Source organism: Flavobacterium sp. 22659, from assembly GCF_052044235.1.
Taxonomy (GTDB): Bacteria; Bacteroidota; Bacteroidia; order Flavobacteriales; family Flavobacteriaceae; genus Flavobacterium; species Flavobacterium johnsoniae.
The window spans coordinates 103,682-121,947 of the sequence record NZ_JBQEMU010000004.1; the positions used below are offsets into that span (position 1 = coordinate 103,682).

Consider the following 18,266-nt stretch of genomic DNA (forward strand, 5'->3'; position numbering starts at 1 on the left):
TCTGCCGATATTTAATTCCTAACGGAATAAATGTACTGGAAACATATTTTTAGTTACCAACATTTAATTCCATAATTTGAATTAACAATATACATCATGAAATAATCTCGTAGAGATTTGACATTGGTAACTAAAAAACTAACATTTGAAGAATATCCCCATAGGGACTGTATTTATGCATTATTTATAATGATAGAAAATCCCTTTATCATAAACGGTCCATAAACTTGCTTTTTGATTGGCCGCTTTCAAAGCGTTATTTGCCCAAGTATTGCAGGTATAGAAAAGACTATAACTTCCTTTGGCTTCATAAAAGGCATCTTTTTTTCCGTAGCTGTGTCCCTGAATCCATTCGGGATGAACTGGATCACTAAAACTATTTGAAATATAGTTTACTAACTCTTGATAATCATCTTTTGAAACTAAAATACGTTTACAATCATCGCCTTCTCTCAACTGCTTAAAAAATGTAGCATGTACAGCCGATGAACTGATTCCAAACGCAGCTTTAAACGCTGTGCTTGCTTTTAAATCTGCCCATTCTGGAGTTTCAAGATAAAAGCCTTTATCTCCCCAGCCAAAAGCGATATAATTCATTAAAGAATCTTTTGATTGGGTTTGATTAAATTGAATTTCGCTTCGCCAGTCTTTAATCTCATTTTTTATTGGAACCACAATATCAGTATGGACTCCGTTTGAAAGAATGTAAATTGGAACTGCGTTTTGTTCTTCGACTTTTGCGACATCCGAATTCACCGTAATTTTTGAAATAATTAAAACAGATGTAACATACAAAGCAAGGAAACTGAAAATTCCGAAAAGCGTCCAGCCCAGAATTTTGAATGATTTTTTCAGCATTTTAATTGGTTGATTTTAGATTAGTAATTGGTTAATTTTTTACTAACCAATTTTTGAGCCAAAAATTTTTAAGCAGTTAATTTGTTTGCAAAATGGGACGCGGATTTTACTGATTCGCTTTCGCGAAAGCGCGGATTTAAACGGATTTTTTGTCATTGCGAGGAACGAAGCAATAACAATACGAAAAGCAACAAAAAGAATCGACAATCTTTACGTGAGCTTCGACTTCGCTCAGCCTGACAAAAGATAACTTTGCTTTTCAAGCATAAAAAAACTGCTGAATTCCTCCAGCAGTTTTTTCTATTATCTTTCTTCTTTACTCTATTTTCTAAAGAAAAAAATTAAACGTTAAAACGGAAATGCATTACATCACCATCTTTTACGATATATTCTTTTCCTTCAACTCTGAATTTTCCAGCTTCTTTTGCTTTTGCTTCAGAACCATACTGAACGTAATCATCGTATGAAATTACCTCTGCACGGATAAATCCTTTTTCAAAATCTGTATGGATAACTCCAGCTGCTTGCGGTGCAGTTGCTCCAATATTGATTGTCCAGGCACGAACTTCTTTTACACCAGCTGTAAAGTAAGTCTGCTGTTTTAATAATTTGTAAGCAGCACGAATTAAAACAGATGCTCCCGGCTCTTCCAATCCCATGTCTTCAAGGAAAACCTGACGCTCTTCGTAGCTTTCTAATTCTGTAATATCAGCTTCTGCTCCTACTGAAAGTACAATCACTTCAGCCTCTTCATCTTTTACTAATTCACGAACCTGATCAACATATTTGTTTCCGTTTACAGCAGAGCTTTCGTCAACGTTACAAACGTATAAAACTGGTTTTGCCGTAATTAATTGGAAAGCTTCCATAAGAACTTCTTCATCATTGTTTTGAGGAACAATTGTTCTTGCAGATTTTGCCTGTAAAAGAGCTTCTCTAATTCTGTTTAATAATGCTTCTTCTGCCTGAGCTTCTTTATTTCCGGTTTTTGCAGCACGTTTTACTTTTTCTAAACGTTTTTCGACTGTTTCTAAATCTTTTAACTGCAATTCGATATCAATTGTTTCTTTGTCACGAATTGGGTTTACGTTTCCGTCAACGTGTACAATATTGTCATTATCAAAACAACGTAAAACATGAATGATAGCATTACACTCTCTAATGTTTCCTAAAAACTGGTTTCCAAGACCTTCTCCTTTACTTGCTCCTTTTACCAAACCTGCAATATCTACGATATCTACAGTTGCCATTTGAACGCGTTCTGGTTTTACCAATTCCTCTAACTTGTTGATTCTTGGATCTGGAACGTTTACAACACCAATATTAGGTTCGATAGTACAAAATGGAAAGTTCGCACTCTGCGCTTTTGCATTAGATAAACAATTAAATAATGTTGATTTTCCAACATTTGGCAATCCTACAATTCCTGCTTTCATTTCTTGTTTCTGTTTATTTTATTCGACACTGAACTATCAGGTCTGGTCATTAACAATTGTATTGTAATGATTTATGATTTACGTTTTTATTTTTCGTTTCTGCCAAAATGATATTTTTTGGCTTTAAAATTTTGCAAATATAAGATTTAATACCTCTTAACCGAAGTAAAAATGTGCATTAATATAATTTTAAGGCTATTCTTAAAAATTTTTAAACTTTTTATTAAGTTTTTGTTAAATAATAGTAATTTTATAAAAATTTCCAACAAAAAACAAACCAAAAAACCAATAACCATGAAAAAGATTGCATTATTTTTATTGATGCTGAATTCAGCATTTCTTTTTGCGCAGAAAGAAGTATCGGGTATCGTTAGAGACAAAGCAGGTTCACCGCTTCCTGGAGTTAATATTGTTGAAAAAGGAACTTCAAATGGCGTCTCAACCGATTTTGAAGGAGGATTTAAAATTAAAGTAAAAGAAGGAGCAGTATTAATTTTCAGTTATGTTGGTTTTGCTTCAATCGAAAAAACAGCTTCGGATAAAATGAATATCACTTTAGATGAAAGCGGCGGACAGATTTTGAGTGACGTTGTAGTAGTAGGTTCCAGAAATACCAAAAGAACCGTTGTAAACTCTGCCGTTCCTATTGATGTTATTAACGTAAAAGAGGTTACAACACAAAGCGGGAAAATCGAAATCAATCAATTACTGCAGTATGTAGCACCTTCATTTAATGCCAATAAACAATCGGGTTCTGATGGTGCCGACCACGTAGATCCTGCTTCATTAAGAGGAATGGGACCTGACCAGACTTTAGTTTTAATTAATGGAAAAAGAAGACACCAATCGTCTTTAATTAATTTATTTGGAACCCGCGGACGTGGAAATACCGGAACCGACTTAAATGCAATTCCGGCAGCTTCTATTAAAAGAATCGAAATTCTGCGTGACGGTGCAGCGGCTCAATACGGTTCTGATGCAATTGCAGGTGTTATCAATATCGTTACCAATGATAATGTAAACGAACTTACGGGTTCTGTTACGTATGGAGTTTTTAACACAAATGCAAAAGGCGATTTCCTGCCGGGAACTCCAAACACAAAAGGATATAGATTAGATCAGCATGGAAACGGAAATTCATACGGAAAAGATCAGGATTTTGACGGAGGTTCTGTAAGAGTTGCCGCCAATTATGGCGTTGCATTAGGAACAAAAGGCGGTTATGCCAATTTTACGGGAGAATTTTTAAATAAAAATAAAACTCTGAGACCAGCTTACGATTTTAGAAAAGGTTTTGGTGATGCAGAAATGCAGGGCGTTAATCTCTTTGTTAATCTTGCTGTTCCAATTGCTGACAAAACTGAATTTTATGCTTTTGGAGGAAGCAATTTTAGAGATACTGATGCGTATGCTTTTACCAGAAATGATGGCGAAAGAGTCGTAGAATCAGTTTATCCGGGAGGTTACACACCAAGAATTACTTCAAAAATTAATGACAACTCGGTTGCTGCAGGAATTAGAACAGAATCTGGCGGAGGATGGAAATTTGATTTAAGCAACACTTTTGGAAAAAATAAATTTCAATACGACATTAAGGGAACTATAAATGCTTCTCTTGAAGAAAAATCTCCACATGAATTTGACGCTGGAGGTCACAGTTTACTTCAAAACACGACTAATTTTGACATTTCTAAAAACTATGACAGCGTTCTTAGCGGTTTCAACATCGCATTTGGAACTGAATTTAGAGTTGAACAGTTTAAGATTTTTGCCGGCGAAGAAGGTTCTTATGCTACTTATGACACAAATGGCCAGCCTATAACCGACCCAGCGACTCAAAGTCCGCCAACGGTTCCTAATCCAGATTACGATCCTTCAGATCCTACTTCTTCACCAACAATACCAAGACCAGGCGGTTCGCAAGGTTTCCCAGGATACAGTCCTGCCAATGAGGTTAATAAAAACCGTACGAACTTCTCTTTATATGCAGATGGAGAATTGGATATTACAGAGGCTTTAATGGTAAGCGGAGCAGTACGTTTTGAAAATTACAGCGATTTTGGAAGCACCGTAAACGGAAAATTAGCATCAAGATTAAAAATAAACAAGCATATTAACTTAAGAGGATCTGTGAGCACTGGTTTCCGTGCGCCTTCTTTAGCACAAATTTATTACAATTTACGTTTCACCAACTTTAATGCAAGCGGTGCAACCGAAGTTTTATTGGCTCCAAATGACAGTGAAGTTACAAGAGCTTTTGGAATCAGCAAGTTAAACGAAGAAAAAGCAGTTAATGCTTCTTTAGGTTTTACAGCTTCTTTTGGAGATTTTACTGCAACTGTCGACGGTTACTATATTAAGGTAAAAGACCGTATTGTACTTACAGGATATTTTGATGCCGAGTCTTTAAACTTAGGCGTTTCAGAAGCACAGTTTTTTGCTAACGGAGTTGATACAAGCACTCATGGTTTAGATTTGGTTTTCTCCTGGAAAAAAGCATTTGATTTTGGTCAATTGAACGCCACTTTGGTAGGAAATATAAATGACATGAAAATTGACAAAGTAAAAAATGGTCCTCTGGACGAAGCTACTTTCTTTGGAAAAAGAGAAAAAGCCTTTTTACTAGCCTCTGCACCTGATAATAAATTTGCTTTAAATTTAAATTATGCTAAAAATAAATTCGATGCAGGATTAGCTTTTACCCGTTTCAGCAAAGTAGTTTTAGTTGATTATGGTGATGAAGATGATGTTTACAATCCAAGATTGGTTACAGATTTGACTTTGGGTTATCAATTAAGCAAAAGTTTAAAGCTAAGCATTGGAAGCAATAACTTATTTAATGTGTACCCAACGAAACAAGATGAACAAGGAAATACTGAAGCCGGAGGTTATTGGGACGCTGTACAAATGGGCTTCAGCGGTGCATATTACTATGCCAGACTTGGATTTAATTTCTAAGTTTCTCACAAAGCTTATGAATTGTTCAGCCTGACAATACATTTTACATACACTAGAAAACAAAAAATCCTGAACAATAGTTCAGGATTTTTTTATATCCAAAAGACATTTCACAGTTTACATTTTACAAAAAAGTCTACAATTACAACTTAAATTCTAACGAATTTACAATTGCTTTTTCTTCATCAGTTGCTGTAAAACCCGAAATATCCCAATAATTTGTCAAGATTTTATTCTTTTTATTAAAGAGTGATTTCTCTTTAAAAACATCGCTTTCACTATAAGTAAAATTCTGTCTGTTAAAACTCGTGGTCACAAAGCTATTTCTCACCTGAATTTTCTTAACCTCGTCTTTTAACATAAGGTTATAGGCAATTTCTTCATTTGAATTCAGCAGATAATAATCCTGTCCGTCAAATCTATAATCGACTTTTACAGAAGACTTTGTAATGTTTTTTGAGTTTACCGTTGTTTTCTCTTCAATTTTATCAAGATTTTGAGGCGTAATATCTATTGTAAAACCCATAATAAGCTTTTTTACAGGATCGTACACAATCTCAAAATTATCTACAGCTTCCTTCGCTTTATCAAGAGGTGTAACATACATTACATAATAATCTTTATTTTTAGCGTGTCCTCTAATAACAAAATCATATCCTTTTTTTGTTTTTGAATCCAATAACGGATCAAAATATTTAAAATCAGAATAATTTTTCATGATATTATTCAAATCATATCCTCTCAAGTCAGCACTTATATCAGTTTCCAACAATCCGTATGACCTGTTTTGTTCAACAAGCAAAGTGGTTGCATTATTATTTTTATCGAATTGAAAATTAACCAATCCGTCATTATAATAAGAATACTGATTATTGAGCATAAAAAACTCCCTTACATATACTTTTTGTCTATGCGAAATGCTGATTTTTTTGGTAGAATTTGAAACTAATTTCTGCAGTATTTTTTCCGGATCTTCTCTGGACAAAACCACTTCGTCCAATTTATTGTTTTTACTCTTTAAATAAATAACAAATTTTTGATCTCCATTTAATGATGTCCAGCGTACAGTCGCATCCTCATAATCCGTTTGAGAAACCTGAACATTAGAACCGCCCGTAAGCATAAAAGTTACCTTACCTTCTTCATTGCTTAATAAAATCTGTTTGGTTTTCATTATTACAACAGCAGCATTTTCGATAGGCAGTAACGTTTCTATATCTCGCACAAAAATAGAGTACTCTTCATTTTGTGAGAAAACACCAACACTAAACAAAACAAAAAATAAAAGTATACTTCTCCTCATAAGCTTGTTAAATTTTCAACTAAAGTATTGTTTTTTTAACATTAAAGCAACACCCTAAAAAATAAAACACTCGTTATCAATAAACTAACTTTTACAAATACCTGATATCAGGGTAAAAAAAATCCTGAGTAAAACTCAGGATTTCTATATCATTAAATCAAAAAGATTTATTATTCACCGTGCAGAAACGCTTGTCTGTTTAACAAAGTTTCGTCATCTTCTACGTGGTTATCATCTGGCACACAACAATCAACAGGACATACAGCTGCACATTGAGGTTCATCATGAAAACCTTTACATTCTGTACATTTTCCTGGAACGATATAATAAATTTCATCAGAAATTGGAGTTTGTGCATCATCTGCATCAACTTCAGTTCCGTCAGGTAAAATTACAGTTCCAGAAAGACTTGTTCCGTCTTTATATCTCCAGTCATCCGCTCCTTCATATATTGCTGTATTTGGGCATTCTGGTTCGCAGGCCCCGCAGTTTATGCATTCGTCAGTTATAATTATTGCCATCGTTTATTAATCTTAAGGTTAAAAGTCTTAAAGTTCTAAAGTCAAAATAAAGACAAGCATAGCTTTTGACTTTATGACTTTTGACTTTCGACTTAATTATGCTTATTTTTGTGCAAAATTACAATCAAAACAATTCATAAACAAACATTATGACATTAGAAACAAAAAAAAGTGTTTTTGTTGAATTAGGAAAATTTTTAAGTCAGTTTTCTGAAGGTGCTTCTGCAAGAAAGTCTGACGTTTTATACAATGATATCTTTTTTGATGATTTCGAAAAACTTATACATTTATCACAGTCCCATAACGGCTGGTACACACCGGAGCAGGTTTATTTTGCCGTAAAATCATGGGCAGATGCTCTAACAGACGAAAACATTACCAAATGGATTTCTAAATATGATTTTAGCGCCAATCAAAAAGAAAAGACTGTTGCTTTGATTTTGGCCGGAAATATTCCGTTAGTTGGTTTTCATGATTTTTTATCTGTTTTAATTACCGGAAACAAAGCATTAGTAAAAACTTCTTCAAACGATCAGCATTTACTGCCGTTTTTAGCTAAGTATTTAATCGCTGTTGATGAAAATTTAAAAGATAAAATCACTTTCGTGGAAGGTAAACTGGAAAATTTCGACACAGTAATCGCTACCGGAAGCAACAATACCGCTCGTTATTTTGAATATTATTTTAAAGATAAACCTTCGATTATTCGAAAAAACAGAAATTCGGCAGCTGTTTTAAACGGAAAAGAAACCAAAGAAGAATTAGAAGCTTTAGGTGAAGATATTTTTAGATATTTTGGTTTAGGATGCCGAAATGTTTCTAAACTTTTTGTTCCTAAAGACTATTCTTTTGAAAATTTCTTTCAGGCTGTTTTTAAGTATCAGGACGTTATACATTATGAAAAATACGCTAATAATTACGATTATAATAAAGCGGTTTTCTTAATGAGTAATTTTAAACTGACCGATAATGGTTTCCTTACCTTAAAAGAAGATTCAAGCTACGCCTCGCCTATTTCTAGCGTTTTCTTTGAATACTACGAAAATCTTGAAGATTTAAAATCCCGCCTTAAAGCCGAGGAAGAACAAATTCAATGCATCGTAAGCAATAATTTAATCGAAAATAGTGTTTCGTTTGGGCAGACCCAAAATCCTCAATTGTGGGATTATGCAGATAACGTTGATACTATAACGTTTTTGTTAACAACAAAGTAAAAAAATGTTTAATTATTTCGAATTATTTATCGCTTTTTCAGCTCCTATTACCGAAATTTGCATCTTTAAATTTTTCGACAAATTTTTCGACTATTAACAACAACCATGAAAAAACACAACTACAGCGCAGGACCTAGTATTTTACCTCAGGAAGTTTTTGAAAAAGCATCAAAAGCAGTTTTAAATTTTAATGATTCAGGATTATCTATTCTTGAAATTTCGCACCGAAGCAAAGATTTTGTGGCTGTTATGGATGAAGCTCGTTCGCTGGCTTTAGAATTATTAGGACTTCAGGGAAAAGGATATCAGGCTTTGTTTTTACAAGGTGGTGCAAGTACTGCATTCTTGATGGCTCCTTATAACTTAATGAAAGAAAACGGAAAAGCAGCTTATTTAGATTCAGGAACGTGGGCAACTGCGGCTATTAAAGAAGCTAAACTTTTTGGAGAAACTGTTATCGTAGGCTCTTCAAAAGATGACAATTATACTTATATTCCAAAAGGATACGAAATACCAGCCGATGCTGATTATTTTCACTGTACAAGCAACAATACTATTTTTGGAACTCAAATGCAGGAATTCCCATCGACTAACATTCCAGTAGTGTGCGATATGAGTTCTGATATTTTCTCTCGTGAATTGGATTTTTCTAAATTCGATTTAATCTATGCCGGAGCTCAAAAAAATATGGGACCTGCAGGAACAACTCTTGTTGTGGTTAAAGAAGAAATCTTAGGCAAAAACGGAAGAACAATTCCTAGTATGTTAGATTATGCTAAGCATATCAAAGCAGAAAGTATGTACAATACTCCTTCTGTATTTGCTGTATATGTTTCACTACTAACATTACAATGGATTAAAGCTAAAGGCGGAATTGCTGCTGTTGAAAAATTAAACAACGCAAAAGCAGATTTACTTTACGCTGAAATCGACAGAAACCCATTATTTAAAGGTGCTGCTAATGTAGAAGATCGCTCTAAAATGAACGTTACTTTCTTATTAAACAACCCTGAGCATACTGAAACTTTTGACGCTTTATGGAAAGCTGCAGGAATTTCTGGATTGCCGGGACACCGTTCTGTTGGTGGTTACAGAGCTTCTATTTACAACGCTATGCCTATCGAAAGTGTTCAGGTTTTAGTTGATGTAATGAAAGCATTGGAATCTAAAGTTTAAAAAGGCTTAATCGGTTATTCGGTTAATTGTTTAATCGAAAATACTTATTGAAACTTTAAATTCCAGCCCCGATAGAAGTGGAAATCCTTTTTTGTTTTTTCTTTAAAAACAAAAAAGATTGTAACGAATAGCGGGATTAGCTCCTAAATCAAAAAAAAAAAAATATAATACTTGGTTCATCGATTAAACAATTAAACGAATAAACAGTTAAACTTTTATACGATTAACCAAATAAACAATAAACACACAATGAAAGTATTAGCAAATGACGGAATTTCTAAAAGTGGAATTCTAGCCTTAGAAAAAGGCGGATTTGAAGTTATAACTACAAAAGTAGCTCAGGAACAAGTAGCTAACTTTATTAATGAAAATAATGTAGACGTAATTTTAGTGCGCAGTGCGACTAAAGTTCGTAAAGATATTATCGACGCTTGTCCTGGTATCAAAATCATCGGACGTGGTGGTGTTGGTATGGATAACATCGATGTTGATTATGCTAAAAGCAAAGGAATTCATGTAATTAATACTCCTGCTTCATCTTCAGAATCTGTTGCTGAATTGGTATTTGGACACTTATTTTCTGGTGTTCGTTTCTTACATGATTCTAACAGAAATATGCCTCTTGAAGGAGATTCTAACTTTGACGGTTTGAAAAAAGCGTATGCAAACGGAGTTGAATTAAGAGGAAAAACTCTTGGTATTGTTGGTATTGGACGTATCGGACAAGCTACTGCAAAAATGGCGCTTGGTCTTGGTATGAAAGTTATCGCTGCTGACAGCTTTATTCCTCAGGTAGACATAAAAGTTGAATTTTTCGACGGACAGTCTATCACGACTACAATCGTTTCTCAATCTTTAGAATCTTTATTTAAAGAAGCTGATTTCATTACATTACACGTTCCTGCTCAGGATGGTTACATCATTGGAGAAAAAGAACTTGCAATCATGAAAGACGGAGTTGGAATTGTAAACTGTGCTCGCGGCGGTGTTATTGATGAAGTAGCTTTAGTAAAAGCTTTAGATTCAGGAAAAGTAGCTTTCGCTGGTTTAGACGTTTTCGAAAGTGAGCCAAAACCAGAAATGGCAATCTTAATGCATTCTAAAATCTCTTTAACTCCTCACATTGGAGCTGCAACAGGAGAAGCACAAGACAGAATTGGTACTGAATTAGCTTCACAAATTATTACTTTGTTGAGTTAAATATCAAAAAAACAAATAAATCTATTAAAGGGATTTACTGCTTATTTGCAGTAAATCCCTTTCTTTTTAATTAGTTTTGACGCACAATCTTGTAATTATGAAAATTGATACAAAAAAATCTGTTTATAAATGGATTATCCTTTTGATAGTATTAACAGGTACAATTATTTTATACTGCACAACTATCTTAGCAAATACATTTTCGCTTATTATCGAAAAAGAATATTTTATACCAAAGCAGTCTTCAATTTTTACTTTTAAAGAAACTGTAAAAAATGATGGTTCAAGTGATGTATGGAGATATGGAGAAGATTGCACTAATTATTATTACAACCTAAGCAAATTTAATAATGATGTACTGGTTTTTCCTAAAAAGAAAACTAATAATTGTCCTGGATTTAATCCTGAAAACATAAACACTTGGTGCGGAGTAAAAATACCGAAAACTATATTTACTATTGATTCCTATTTAAAGTCAAATAAGTAGACAAAAAAAACATAACTACTTATAAATAAATTATTTGAAAAACATTTATTAACATCGTTTGCTAAATCCCTTTCTTTTTTTGACTAAATTTGATTTCTAATCCCTAATTTATCGAAATCATGTTTGAACAATTAACCCAATTAGTACAGCAATATGGAGGCGATGCTGTTACAAACAATGCCGCTGTCCCAAATGAACATAACGAAGCCGTAATAAATGAAACCAGCAGTTCTATTTTTGAAGGCTTAAAAAAAATTGCTTCAGAAGGCGGAGGTGAACAACTTGCCGGATTATTTCATGGAAATTCACCTATTGACAGTTCAAATCCTGTTGTACAGCAGATCACACAACAATTATCCGGAAATTTAGGAGAAAAATTTGGTTTAAGCAGTACTGCTTCATCAGGTGTTGCTTCTAGTTTAATTCCGCAGATTTTAGGCTCGCTGGTTAATAAAGCAAAAGATCCAAACGACAGCAGTTTTCAAATTTCAGATATAATCAATTCTATTTCTGGAAACAGTACGCAAGCGTCTGGAATTATGGATACAATTTCAAAATATGGAGTTCAATTTGGACTTGACCAAAACAACGACGGAAAACTAGATGTTGCCGATGTTCTTGTAGTTACCAAAAGTAAAGGCGGTATTGCAGGATTTATTGGTAAATTGTTTGGAAGCAAATAAAGTAACTAATGTGCTGAGATTCTAAGATACTGAGTGTTTAGCCTCATTTATAAATAATCAAAAAAGCTGTTTGTAAAACAAACAGCTTTTTTGATTATATAAGCTAACCTCTTTACAAACTGTTAAATAACATTTCTCTTTCCTCAATAAATCGTAACTTTAAATCTTCAAGAAAAGTTATGAAAAAATATATTTCCATATTAATCCTTCTGCTTATTATAATTGCGTGTTCGACAACCTCGCAGACTATTGCCAGTAGTGATACTGCTTCGGCAAAAAAAATAAACGATACGGTTAGAATTGCAAATGATTCTCTTGAATATGAAGTAATAATTATCGATAATGGTTTTAGCACCTGGCTTGCATCAAGAGCATACCCAAGAAATTATTATTCTTTGCAATACCTTGAAAATAAAAACTATTTGTACGTAACAGAATGGAATAATCGTGTCTTACAGCCGCAGCGTTATAATCCAAATTTATACGAAATGTCAATAAACTACAGACCAGACATTCATTACGGATATGAAGTAAATTATCTAATTTATAATTATATGATTTATTTTCAAAATACTTACAAACAAAAGCTTTGGGGTAACGTTCCTTCAAGATAATATACTATATTTGTAATCATTACAAATAACAATGAATAGATTAAAAAAACGCTGGGGAATTACCTCAAATTTACAAGCCATTATTATACTTACCGTTTTTGCTATCACTGGATCAGCTTCTGCCTGGCTGTCTAAACCATTCTGCGTTTGGCTGGGTATTACTAAAGAAGATTTTGGAGGCTGGTTTACCTTAATTCGTTTAATAATTATTTTTCCTATTTATCAGGTTTTACTGGTTGCAATTGGAACCGTTTTTGGACAGTTTAAATTCTTCTGGAACTTTGAAAAGAAAATGCTCAAAAATATGGGATTAGGATTTTTATTTAAAAATGATATCTCTAAAAATTAAAATCATTTTTCATTTCTAATTTCCTGTTTTTTCATTTCCATTTCTATTTCATTTTTCATCCCCAATTGTATACAAGATACCTTCATTCCTGCCCTTTTCTGCTTTTCTCTCATTTGGTTTCCAAAAAATAAATAAGCAAAAAATTAAGACAAAAGTACACTTTACTAAAAAACAAATGCAATTAAGTGTAAAAAACACATTTTCACAGGATAGTGCAGGATAGTTTTATTTTAAGTATTCCCAATATTTACATTACTCATAATCATAGAGTTATTTCTAAATCAACACGTAATATCTGACCAATATTATCATTTTCAACATTTAGAAAACAAATAATTTTATGACAAAGAGTAACCTAGATTTTACTTAACTAACCTAAAACATTATGTCTAAAAGCTCTATGAAATTACGTTATGTAATGGCATTAGCCTGCCTTACAATGACATTTACTGCACTTTTTGCACAAAATCCTGTAGTAAAAATTGATTTTGACCAATCCGGCCGACCAAAAGCCGAAGTCAACGAACCTGATTACACCGCTTGGGTAATAGGATCAGGAAATACCAGCACTTATACTGAAAATGGAGTAACCTTTACCGTTACGAGAGTTGGAAATAACGGAGATGCCCTGGGAACCAACTGGTATAAAGCCGGAATACAGGCTCCTTATTATGCCCGGTTAGTCTGCGACGGACTTACAGTAAAAGGGAACACCGCAAATCTGGGTGCTCAAATTGAACTTAGAATATCAGGACTAGCTCCCGGACAGCACACTTTATTAGCTTTTTTTAATGCTGTAGACAGTCCAACAACCAACACCTTTAGCCCAATTGACATTTCTATAGACGGCAGCTTAGTAGTCGATAATTTAATTCCTAGTGTAAGAGCCACAAAAACAGCCGATGCTAAATCTACCTATTTGAAATTTCAGGCAAATGCGGATACCGATGTAGTTTTCTTATTTGCTGCTGAAACTTCAGGAACTGAAAATGTAAAAAACTTTATTTTAAATGGTTTCGAATTAAATACTCCAAACATTTTTTATCAGGCAACAAATCCTTCGCCAAAACATAACGATGAGCATGTTGAATTAACTTCAAAAAATCGGGTTTTAGGATGGACAGCTGCTGCAAATGCTTTATCGCACAATGTTTATTTCGGAACAGATCCTGCAGCTGTTGAGGCCGCCACAACATCATCACCGGAATATAAAGGAAATCAAAGTTTAGCCAATACCACTTTTCAGGTTAACGGACTTTATACCGGAACAACCTATTATTGGAGAATTGACGAAGTTTTAGCAAACAATGCAGTAGAAAAAGGCAATTTATGGCGTTTTCGTCCTGCACAGCTTGCTTTTCCTGACGCAGAAGGTTACGGTCGTTTTGCACGAGGCGGAAGAGGCGGAAAAGTCGTTGTCGTAACCAATTTAAACGACAGCGGTCCGGGAAGTTTACGTGAAGCCGTAACCAATGACATTGGTCCAAGAACAATTGTATTTAGTACTTCGGGAATTATTCAGCTTACTTCACGTTTGGTTTTAAGCCAGCCTTATGTTACGGTTGCCGGTCAGACTGCTCCGGGTAAAGGTATTTGTATAAAATCAGCTCCTTTTGGCGTGACCGGAAATGATGCAGTAGTTCAAAATATTCGTGTTCGTGTTGGGGGTGGCCCTACTTTTGACGGAATGGGTTTAACCGGAGCAGATCACAGTATAATAGATCACTGCTCAATAAGCTGGACAATCGACGAAGCTTTCAGTTCACGTTCTGGTAAAAACATTACTTTTCAAAGAACCTTAATATCTGAAGCATTAAATGCCGCTGGTCATCAAAATTATCCTGCCGGAACAGAACATGGTTATGCCGCTACCATAGGAGGTGACATTGGAAGTTTTCATCATAATCTTTTAGCGCACTGTTATGGCCGTAACTGGAGTTTAGGAGGCGGACTTGACGGAAGCGGTGCTTATACTGGAAAAATGGACATTACAAACAATGTTGTTTATAATTGGGGAAGCAGAACAACTGACGGCGGTACTAAAGAAGTAAATTTTGTAAACAACTATTATAAACCTGGTGCCGGATCAAAAATATTTGTGGCGTTTAACCAGCAAAATGAAGGCGTGGGAACCGGAATGCAGCAATGTTATTTTAACGGTAATGTAATGCCAGGCTATTTTGACGAAAGCAGTCAGACTGCAGGAAGAAAAGCTTCCGGAATAACAGTTTCTTACGAAAATTTTGTAAACACACCGTTTTTCCCTTCTTATGTAACTACCCAATCAGCTAAAAATGCCTATAAAATTGTTCTTTCTGATGTTGGATGCGTTCAGCCTGAATTTGACGAACACGATCAAAGAATAATCTCTGAAACCTTAAACGGAACATATTCAATACGAGGAAGTGTAACTAATAAACCTGGATTTCCGGATAATGAAGCAGATGTTGGCGGTTATGAAGATTATCCGGTTGTAAATAGAAATGAAGATTGGGACACTGATCAGGACGGACTGCCAAATTGGTGGGAAAATATCATTGGCACCAATGTAAACTCTGCCACAGGTGATTTCTCAGATTCAAATGCCGATGCTGATCAGGACGGTTATACCAACCTTGACAATTATTTACAATGGATGTCGCTGCCTCATTACGAATCGACAGACGGAAATAAAATTGATATTAATATTCAAAAACTATCCAGAGGATTTACCAGCGGTGTTTCATACAGCATTTCAGATATAGTAAACGGAAATGCCGTATTAAATACAGATACTGTTGCATTTACTCCATCTGCCAAAGGATTAGCTTCTTTTAACTTTACAGTAATCGATACTGAAGGCGGTACAATGACCAGAAAAGTAAATATTCTAAGCGGCTATTCTACTTTATCTGTAAAAGAAAATAATAAAAAAACTGCCGACAGTTTTAAAGTCTGGCCGGTGCCAACTAACGGGAATTTTTCTGTTTTACTAGATAATGAAATTGAAAAAGCAGATCTTAAAATTTATGATGTATTAGGGAAAGAAGTTCAAAAACGCAACATAAACGGAAAAACTACAGAAAATATTCATCTTCGAGAAAAAGGTGTTTATATCTTAAAAGTTTCCAATCCAAATAATAAAAAAGTACTACACGTTAAAAAAATTATAGTACAGTAAAAACAAAGAAGGCCTTTTCAATTAATTGAAAAGGCCTTCTTTTATATTCAAACTCTAAAATGAGTCATTGTTTTCTCTTTGAAAAAAATAAGTATAAATCCATGTCAGGGTAAAAGAAGGTATTATATCCGTAAACGGAAGTATCTCCTCAAGAAAAGTCAAAACTCCGGCTACTTTCCCTACTCTGCCTTTATACATTTTGGACATAATAATACCTGCAATAGGTGCCCAGATTACATCTGAAAATTCACCAAGAAGCGGAATCGAAAAAGAAATCATACCAATTCCGTCCAAAATTAACCCAATTATTAATTTTGACATTCTGTTATCTTCTATAACCTTTAAGTCCTGCATTTTAAGTCTTATTTGAGTTTATTCGAAATTAAAAATAATTCACGAAAACTGTTTTATTTCATTATTAAATTTAATTTCTAAATTCCCATACAATAAACGTACCCTTTTTTAAATACAGATTTCTGATTTTAAATTTAAATTGAAACAAAGCCAAAGTTTTGGAATTTAAAATATTGCAATTTGATTATAATTATAATCTTCGTTTCTTTGTAAAAACAGTTTCACTAAATGATACACGCAAAAAACATACATAAATTCTACGACAAACTTGAGGTTTTAAAAGGAGTTGATTTACATATTAAAAAAGGCGAAATTGTTTCGATTGTCGGCGCTTCCGGAGCCGGAAAAACAACTTTACTGCAAATTCTAGGAACACTGGATAAACCTGAAAGAAACCCAGATTCATCGTTAACCATAAATGGAGAAAACATTTTAAAACTGCAGGATATTGAAAACGATAATTCAAAGCAAGAAAAAACCTTTAAAATCATAACCTGGGCAGGTTCTCTTTATATCATTATTCTGGCTGTTTATTTATTGTTTTTTAAAACTAAAATTTTCGACGATACCTTACGCATAGTAGTAGTTACAGCTTTATTTTTACCTATAATTTCAATGCTTGTTTATTATAACAGATATTTTAAAAAGAAAAGCAAGCAAGACAAAATACTATCTGATTTTAGAAATTTAAATCTCGGATTCATTTTCCAGTTTCACCAGTTACTCCCTGAATTTACTGCCTTAGAAAACGTTTGTATTCCCGCTTTTATGGCTAATAAACCAAAAGCAGAAACCGAAAAAGAAGCAAAAAAAATCTTAGAATATTTAGGTTTGTCACATCGAATTAACCATAAACCAAACGAACTTTCGGGCGGAGAACAGCAGCGTGTAGCTGTTGCAAGAGCCTTAATTAACAAACCCGATGTTATTTTTGCCGATGAGCCGTCTGGAAATCTGGATACCCATTCTGCAGAAAATTTACATCAGTTGTTTTTTCAGCTTCGTGACGAATTCGGACAGACTTTTGTAATCGTAACCCACAATGAGGAATTAGCCAATATGGCTGATAGAAAATTAATCATGGTCGACGGCCAGATTAGCAATTAAGCATTCCCATCAAAATGAATCAAAAAGAACTCAAAGAATTTCTCGACGAGAAAGTCATACAATATAACAATCAGGATTTTATAGAAAGTGATCCTGTTCAGATTCCACATTTATTTTCTCAAAAAGAAGACATTGAAATTGCAGGTTTTCTTAGTGCTTCAATCGCTTGGGGAAACCGTAAAATGATCATCAAGAATTCACATAAAATGATGGAATTAATGGGCAATACGCCTTACGATTTCGTTATGTCACATTCTGAAGATAATTTAGCCGATTTAGAAACGTTTGTTCACCGTACTTTCAACGGAAAAGATTTTGGAGGATTTATAAAAGGCTTAAAGCATATTTATCAAAACCACAACGGACTTGAAGCTGTTTTTGCTAAAAATCAGGAAAAAGACAGTCTGCAGAAAAGCATCAGCGAATTCAAAAAAATATTTTTTGAAACAGATCATTTAGCCCGAACTCAAAAACACATTTCAGATCCGTTGAATAATTCGGCAGCAAAACGCATTAATATGTACCTGCGCTGGATGGTTCGCCAGGACACAAAAGGAGTCGATTTAGGAATCTGGAAAAGCATTTCACCAGCAGTTTTATCATGTCCGCTTGATGTACATTCCGGAAATGTAGCAAGAAAATTGGGCATTTTAGAACGAAAACAAAACGACGCAAAAGCTTTGGCAGAATTAGACAAAAAACTCCGCAAAATGGACGCTGCAGATCCTGTAAAGTATGATTTTGCTTTGTTTGGTTTAGGTGTTTTTGAAGGGTTTTAAAATTGAAAATCAAATAATTATCATTACAAATTATTAGATGATTCGAAAATTTTAGTGATCTAACCGC

At 34.1% G+C, this 18,266-nt stretch carries 15 protein-coding genes and 2 pseudogenes; 12 read left to right on the forward strand and 5 right to left on the reverse strand.

What is annotated here, in order from left to right; genetic code table 11:
- Positions 1–180: 180 nt before the first annotated feature.
- On the reverse strand, positions 181–858 hold the full coding sequence (locus ACTJIW_RS05990) for a TIGR02117 family protein (RefSeq protein WP_121361716.1): 678 nt from the start codon (positions 856–858) through the stop codon (positions 181–183).
- Between the two features lie 341 nt (positions 859–1,199).
- Positions 1,200–2,294 carry a redox-regulated ATPase YchF gene (gene ychF / locus ACTJIW_RS05995; protein ID WP_012024533.1) on the reverse strand — a complete coding sequence of 365 codons (1,095 nt, stop codon included), beginning with the start codon at positions 2,292–2,294 and terminating at the stop codon, positions 1,200–1,202.
- A gap of 294 nt (positions 2,295–2,588) precedes the next feature.
- On the opposite strand from ychF, the gene ACTJIW_RS06000 reads away from it, so the two are divergent.
- Positions 2,589–5,252 carry a TonB-dependent receptor gene (locus ACTJIW_RS06000; RefSeq protein WP_440714981.1) on the forward strand — a complete coding sequence of 888 codons (2,664 nt, stop codon included), beginning with the start codon at positions 2,589–2,591 and terminating at the stop codon, positions 5,250–5,252.
- Between the two features lie 142 nt (positions 5,253–5,394).
- Here the strand turns inward: ACTJIW_RS06000 and ACTJIW_RS06005 are convergent, their stop codons facing one another.
- A complete protein-coding gene (locus ACTJIW_RS06005) occupies positions 5,395–6,555 on the reverse strand; it encodes a hypothetical protein (protein WP_121361717.1) in 1,161 nt (386 codons plus the stop codon).
- 170 nt (positions 6,556–6,725) lie between these two features.
- The gene (locus tag ACTJIW_RS06010) at positions 6,726–7,076 is read right to left on the reverse strand and encodes a 4Fe-4S dicluster domain-containing protein (RefSeq protein WP_012024530.1); all 351 of its coding nucleotides are present in this window, start codon (positions 7,074–7,076) and stop codon (positions 6,726–6,728) included.
- Positions 7,077–7,225: 149 nt separating this feature from the next.
- Between ACTJIW_RS06010 and ACTJIW_RS06015 the strand changes: the two genes are divergently transcribed.
- The 8 genes from ACTJIW_RS06015 (at position 7,226) to ACTJIW_RS06050 (ending at position 15,959) form a co-directional block, all read left to right on the forward strand.
- Positions 7,226–8,290, forward strand: a complete 1,065-nt coding sequence (locus ACTJIW_RS06015) for an acyl-CoA reductase (RefSeq protein ID WP_440714980.1) — start codon at positions 7,226–7,228, stop codon at positions 8,288–8,290.
- A gap of 105 nt (positions 8,291–8,395) precedes the next feature.
- A complete protein-coding gene (gene serC / locus ACTJIW_RS06020) occupies positions 8,396–9,466 on the forward strand; it encodes a 3-phosphoserine/phosphohydroxythreonine transaminase (protein WP_073409696.1) in 1,071 nt (356 codons plus the stop codon).
- Between the two features lie 249 nt (positions 9,467–9,715).
- Entirely contained in the window at positions 9,716–10,666 is a 951-nt protein-coding gene (locus ACTJIW_RS06025) for a D-2-hydroxyacid dehydrogenase (protein WP_073409695.1), read from the forward strand.
- A 97-nt stretch (positions 10,667–10,763) separates the two neighbouring features.
- A complete protein-coding gene (locus tag ACTJIW_RS06030) occupies positions 10,764–11,153 on the forward strand; it encodes a hypothetical protein (protein ID WP_440714979.1) in 390 nt (129 codons plus the stop codon).
- A 119-nt stretch (positions 11,154–11,272) separates the two neighbouring features.
- A complete protein-coding gene (locus ACTJIW_RS06035) occupies positions 11,273–11,836 on the forward strand; it encodes a DUF937 domain-containing protein (RefSeq protein ID WP_440714978.1) in 564 nt (187 codons plus the stop codon).
- 179 nt (positions 11,837–12,015) lie between these two features.
- The gene (locus ACTJIW_RS06040; protein WP_073409692.1) at positions 12,016–12,450 is read left to right on the forward strand and encodes a DUF6146 family protein; all 435 of its coding nucleotides are present in this window, start codon (positions 12,016–12,018) and stop codon (positions 12,448–12,450) included.
- Positions 12,451–12,481: 31 nt separating this feature from the next.
- Positions 12,482–12,799, forward strand: a complete 318-nt coding sequence (locus tag ACTJIW_RS06045) for a DUF6787 family protein (protein ID WP_440714977.1) — start codon at positions 12,482–12,484, stop codon at positions 12,797–12,799.
- Positions 12,800–13,199: 400 nt separating this feature from the next.
- A complete protein-coding gene (locus ACTJIW_RS06050; RefSeq protein WP_440714976.1) occupies positions 13,200–15,959 on the forward strand; it encodes a T9SS type A sorting domain-containing protein in 2,760 nt (919 codons plus the stop codon).
- Between the two features lie 54 nt (positions 15,960–16,013).
- On the opposite strand, the gene ACTJIW_RS06055 is transcribed toward ACTJIW_RS06050, so the two are convergent.
- Positions 16,014–16,313: a hypothetical protein gene (locus tag ACTJIW_RS06055; protein WP_440714975.1), complete on the reverse strand. Its 300-nt coding sequence runs from the start codon at positions 16,311–16,313 to the stop codon at positions 16,014–16,016.
- A gap of 228 nt (positions 16,314–16,541) precedes the next feature.
- On the opposite strand from ACTJIW_RS06055, the pseudogene ACTJIW_RS06060 reads away from it, so the two are divergent.
- The 3 genes and pseudogenes from ACTJIW_RS06060 to ACTJIW_RS06070 all read left to right on the forward strand — a co-directional run.
- Positions 16,542–16,754 (forward strand): annotated as a pseudogene (locus ACTJIW_RS06060) (ATP-binding cassette domain-containing protein); the annotation flags it as partial.
- 219 nt (positions 16,755–16,973) lie between these two features.
- Positions 16,974–17,420, forward strand: a pseudogene (locus tag ACTJIW_RS06065) (ABC transporter ATP-binding protein); the annotation flags it as partial.
- Between the two features lie 14 nt (positions 17,421–17,434).
- Complete coding sequence (locus ACTJIW_RS06070; RefSeq protein ID WP_012024519.1) at positions 17,435–18,199, forward strand: TIGR02757 family protein; 765 nt, start codon at positions 17,435–17,437, stop codon at positions 18,197–18,199.
- Positions 18,200–18,266: the final 67 nt, after the last annotated feature.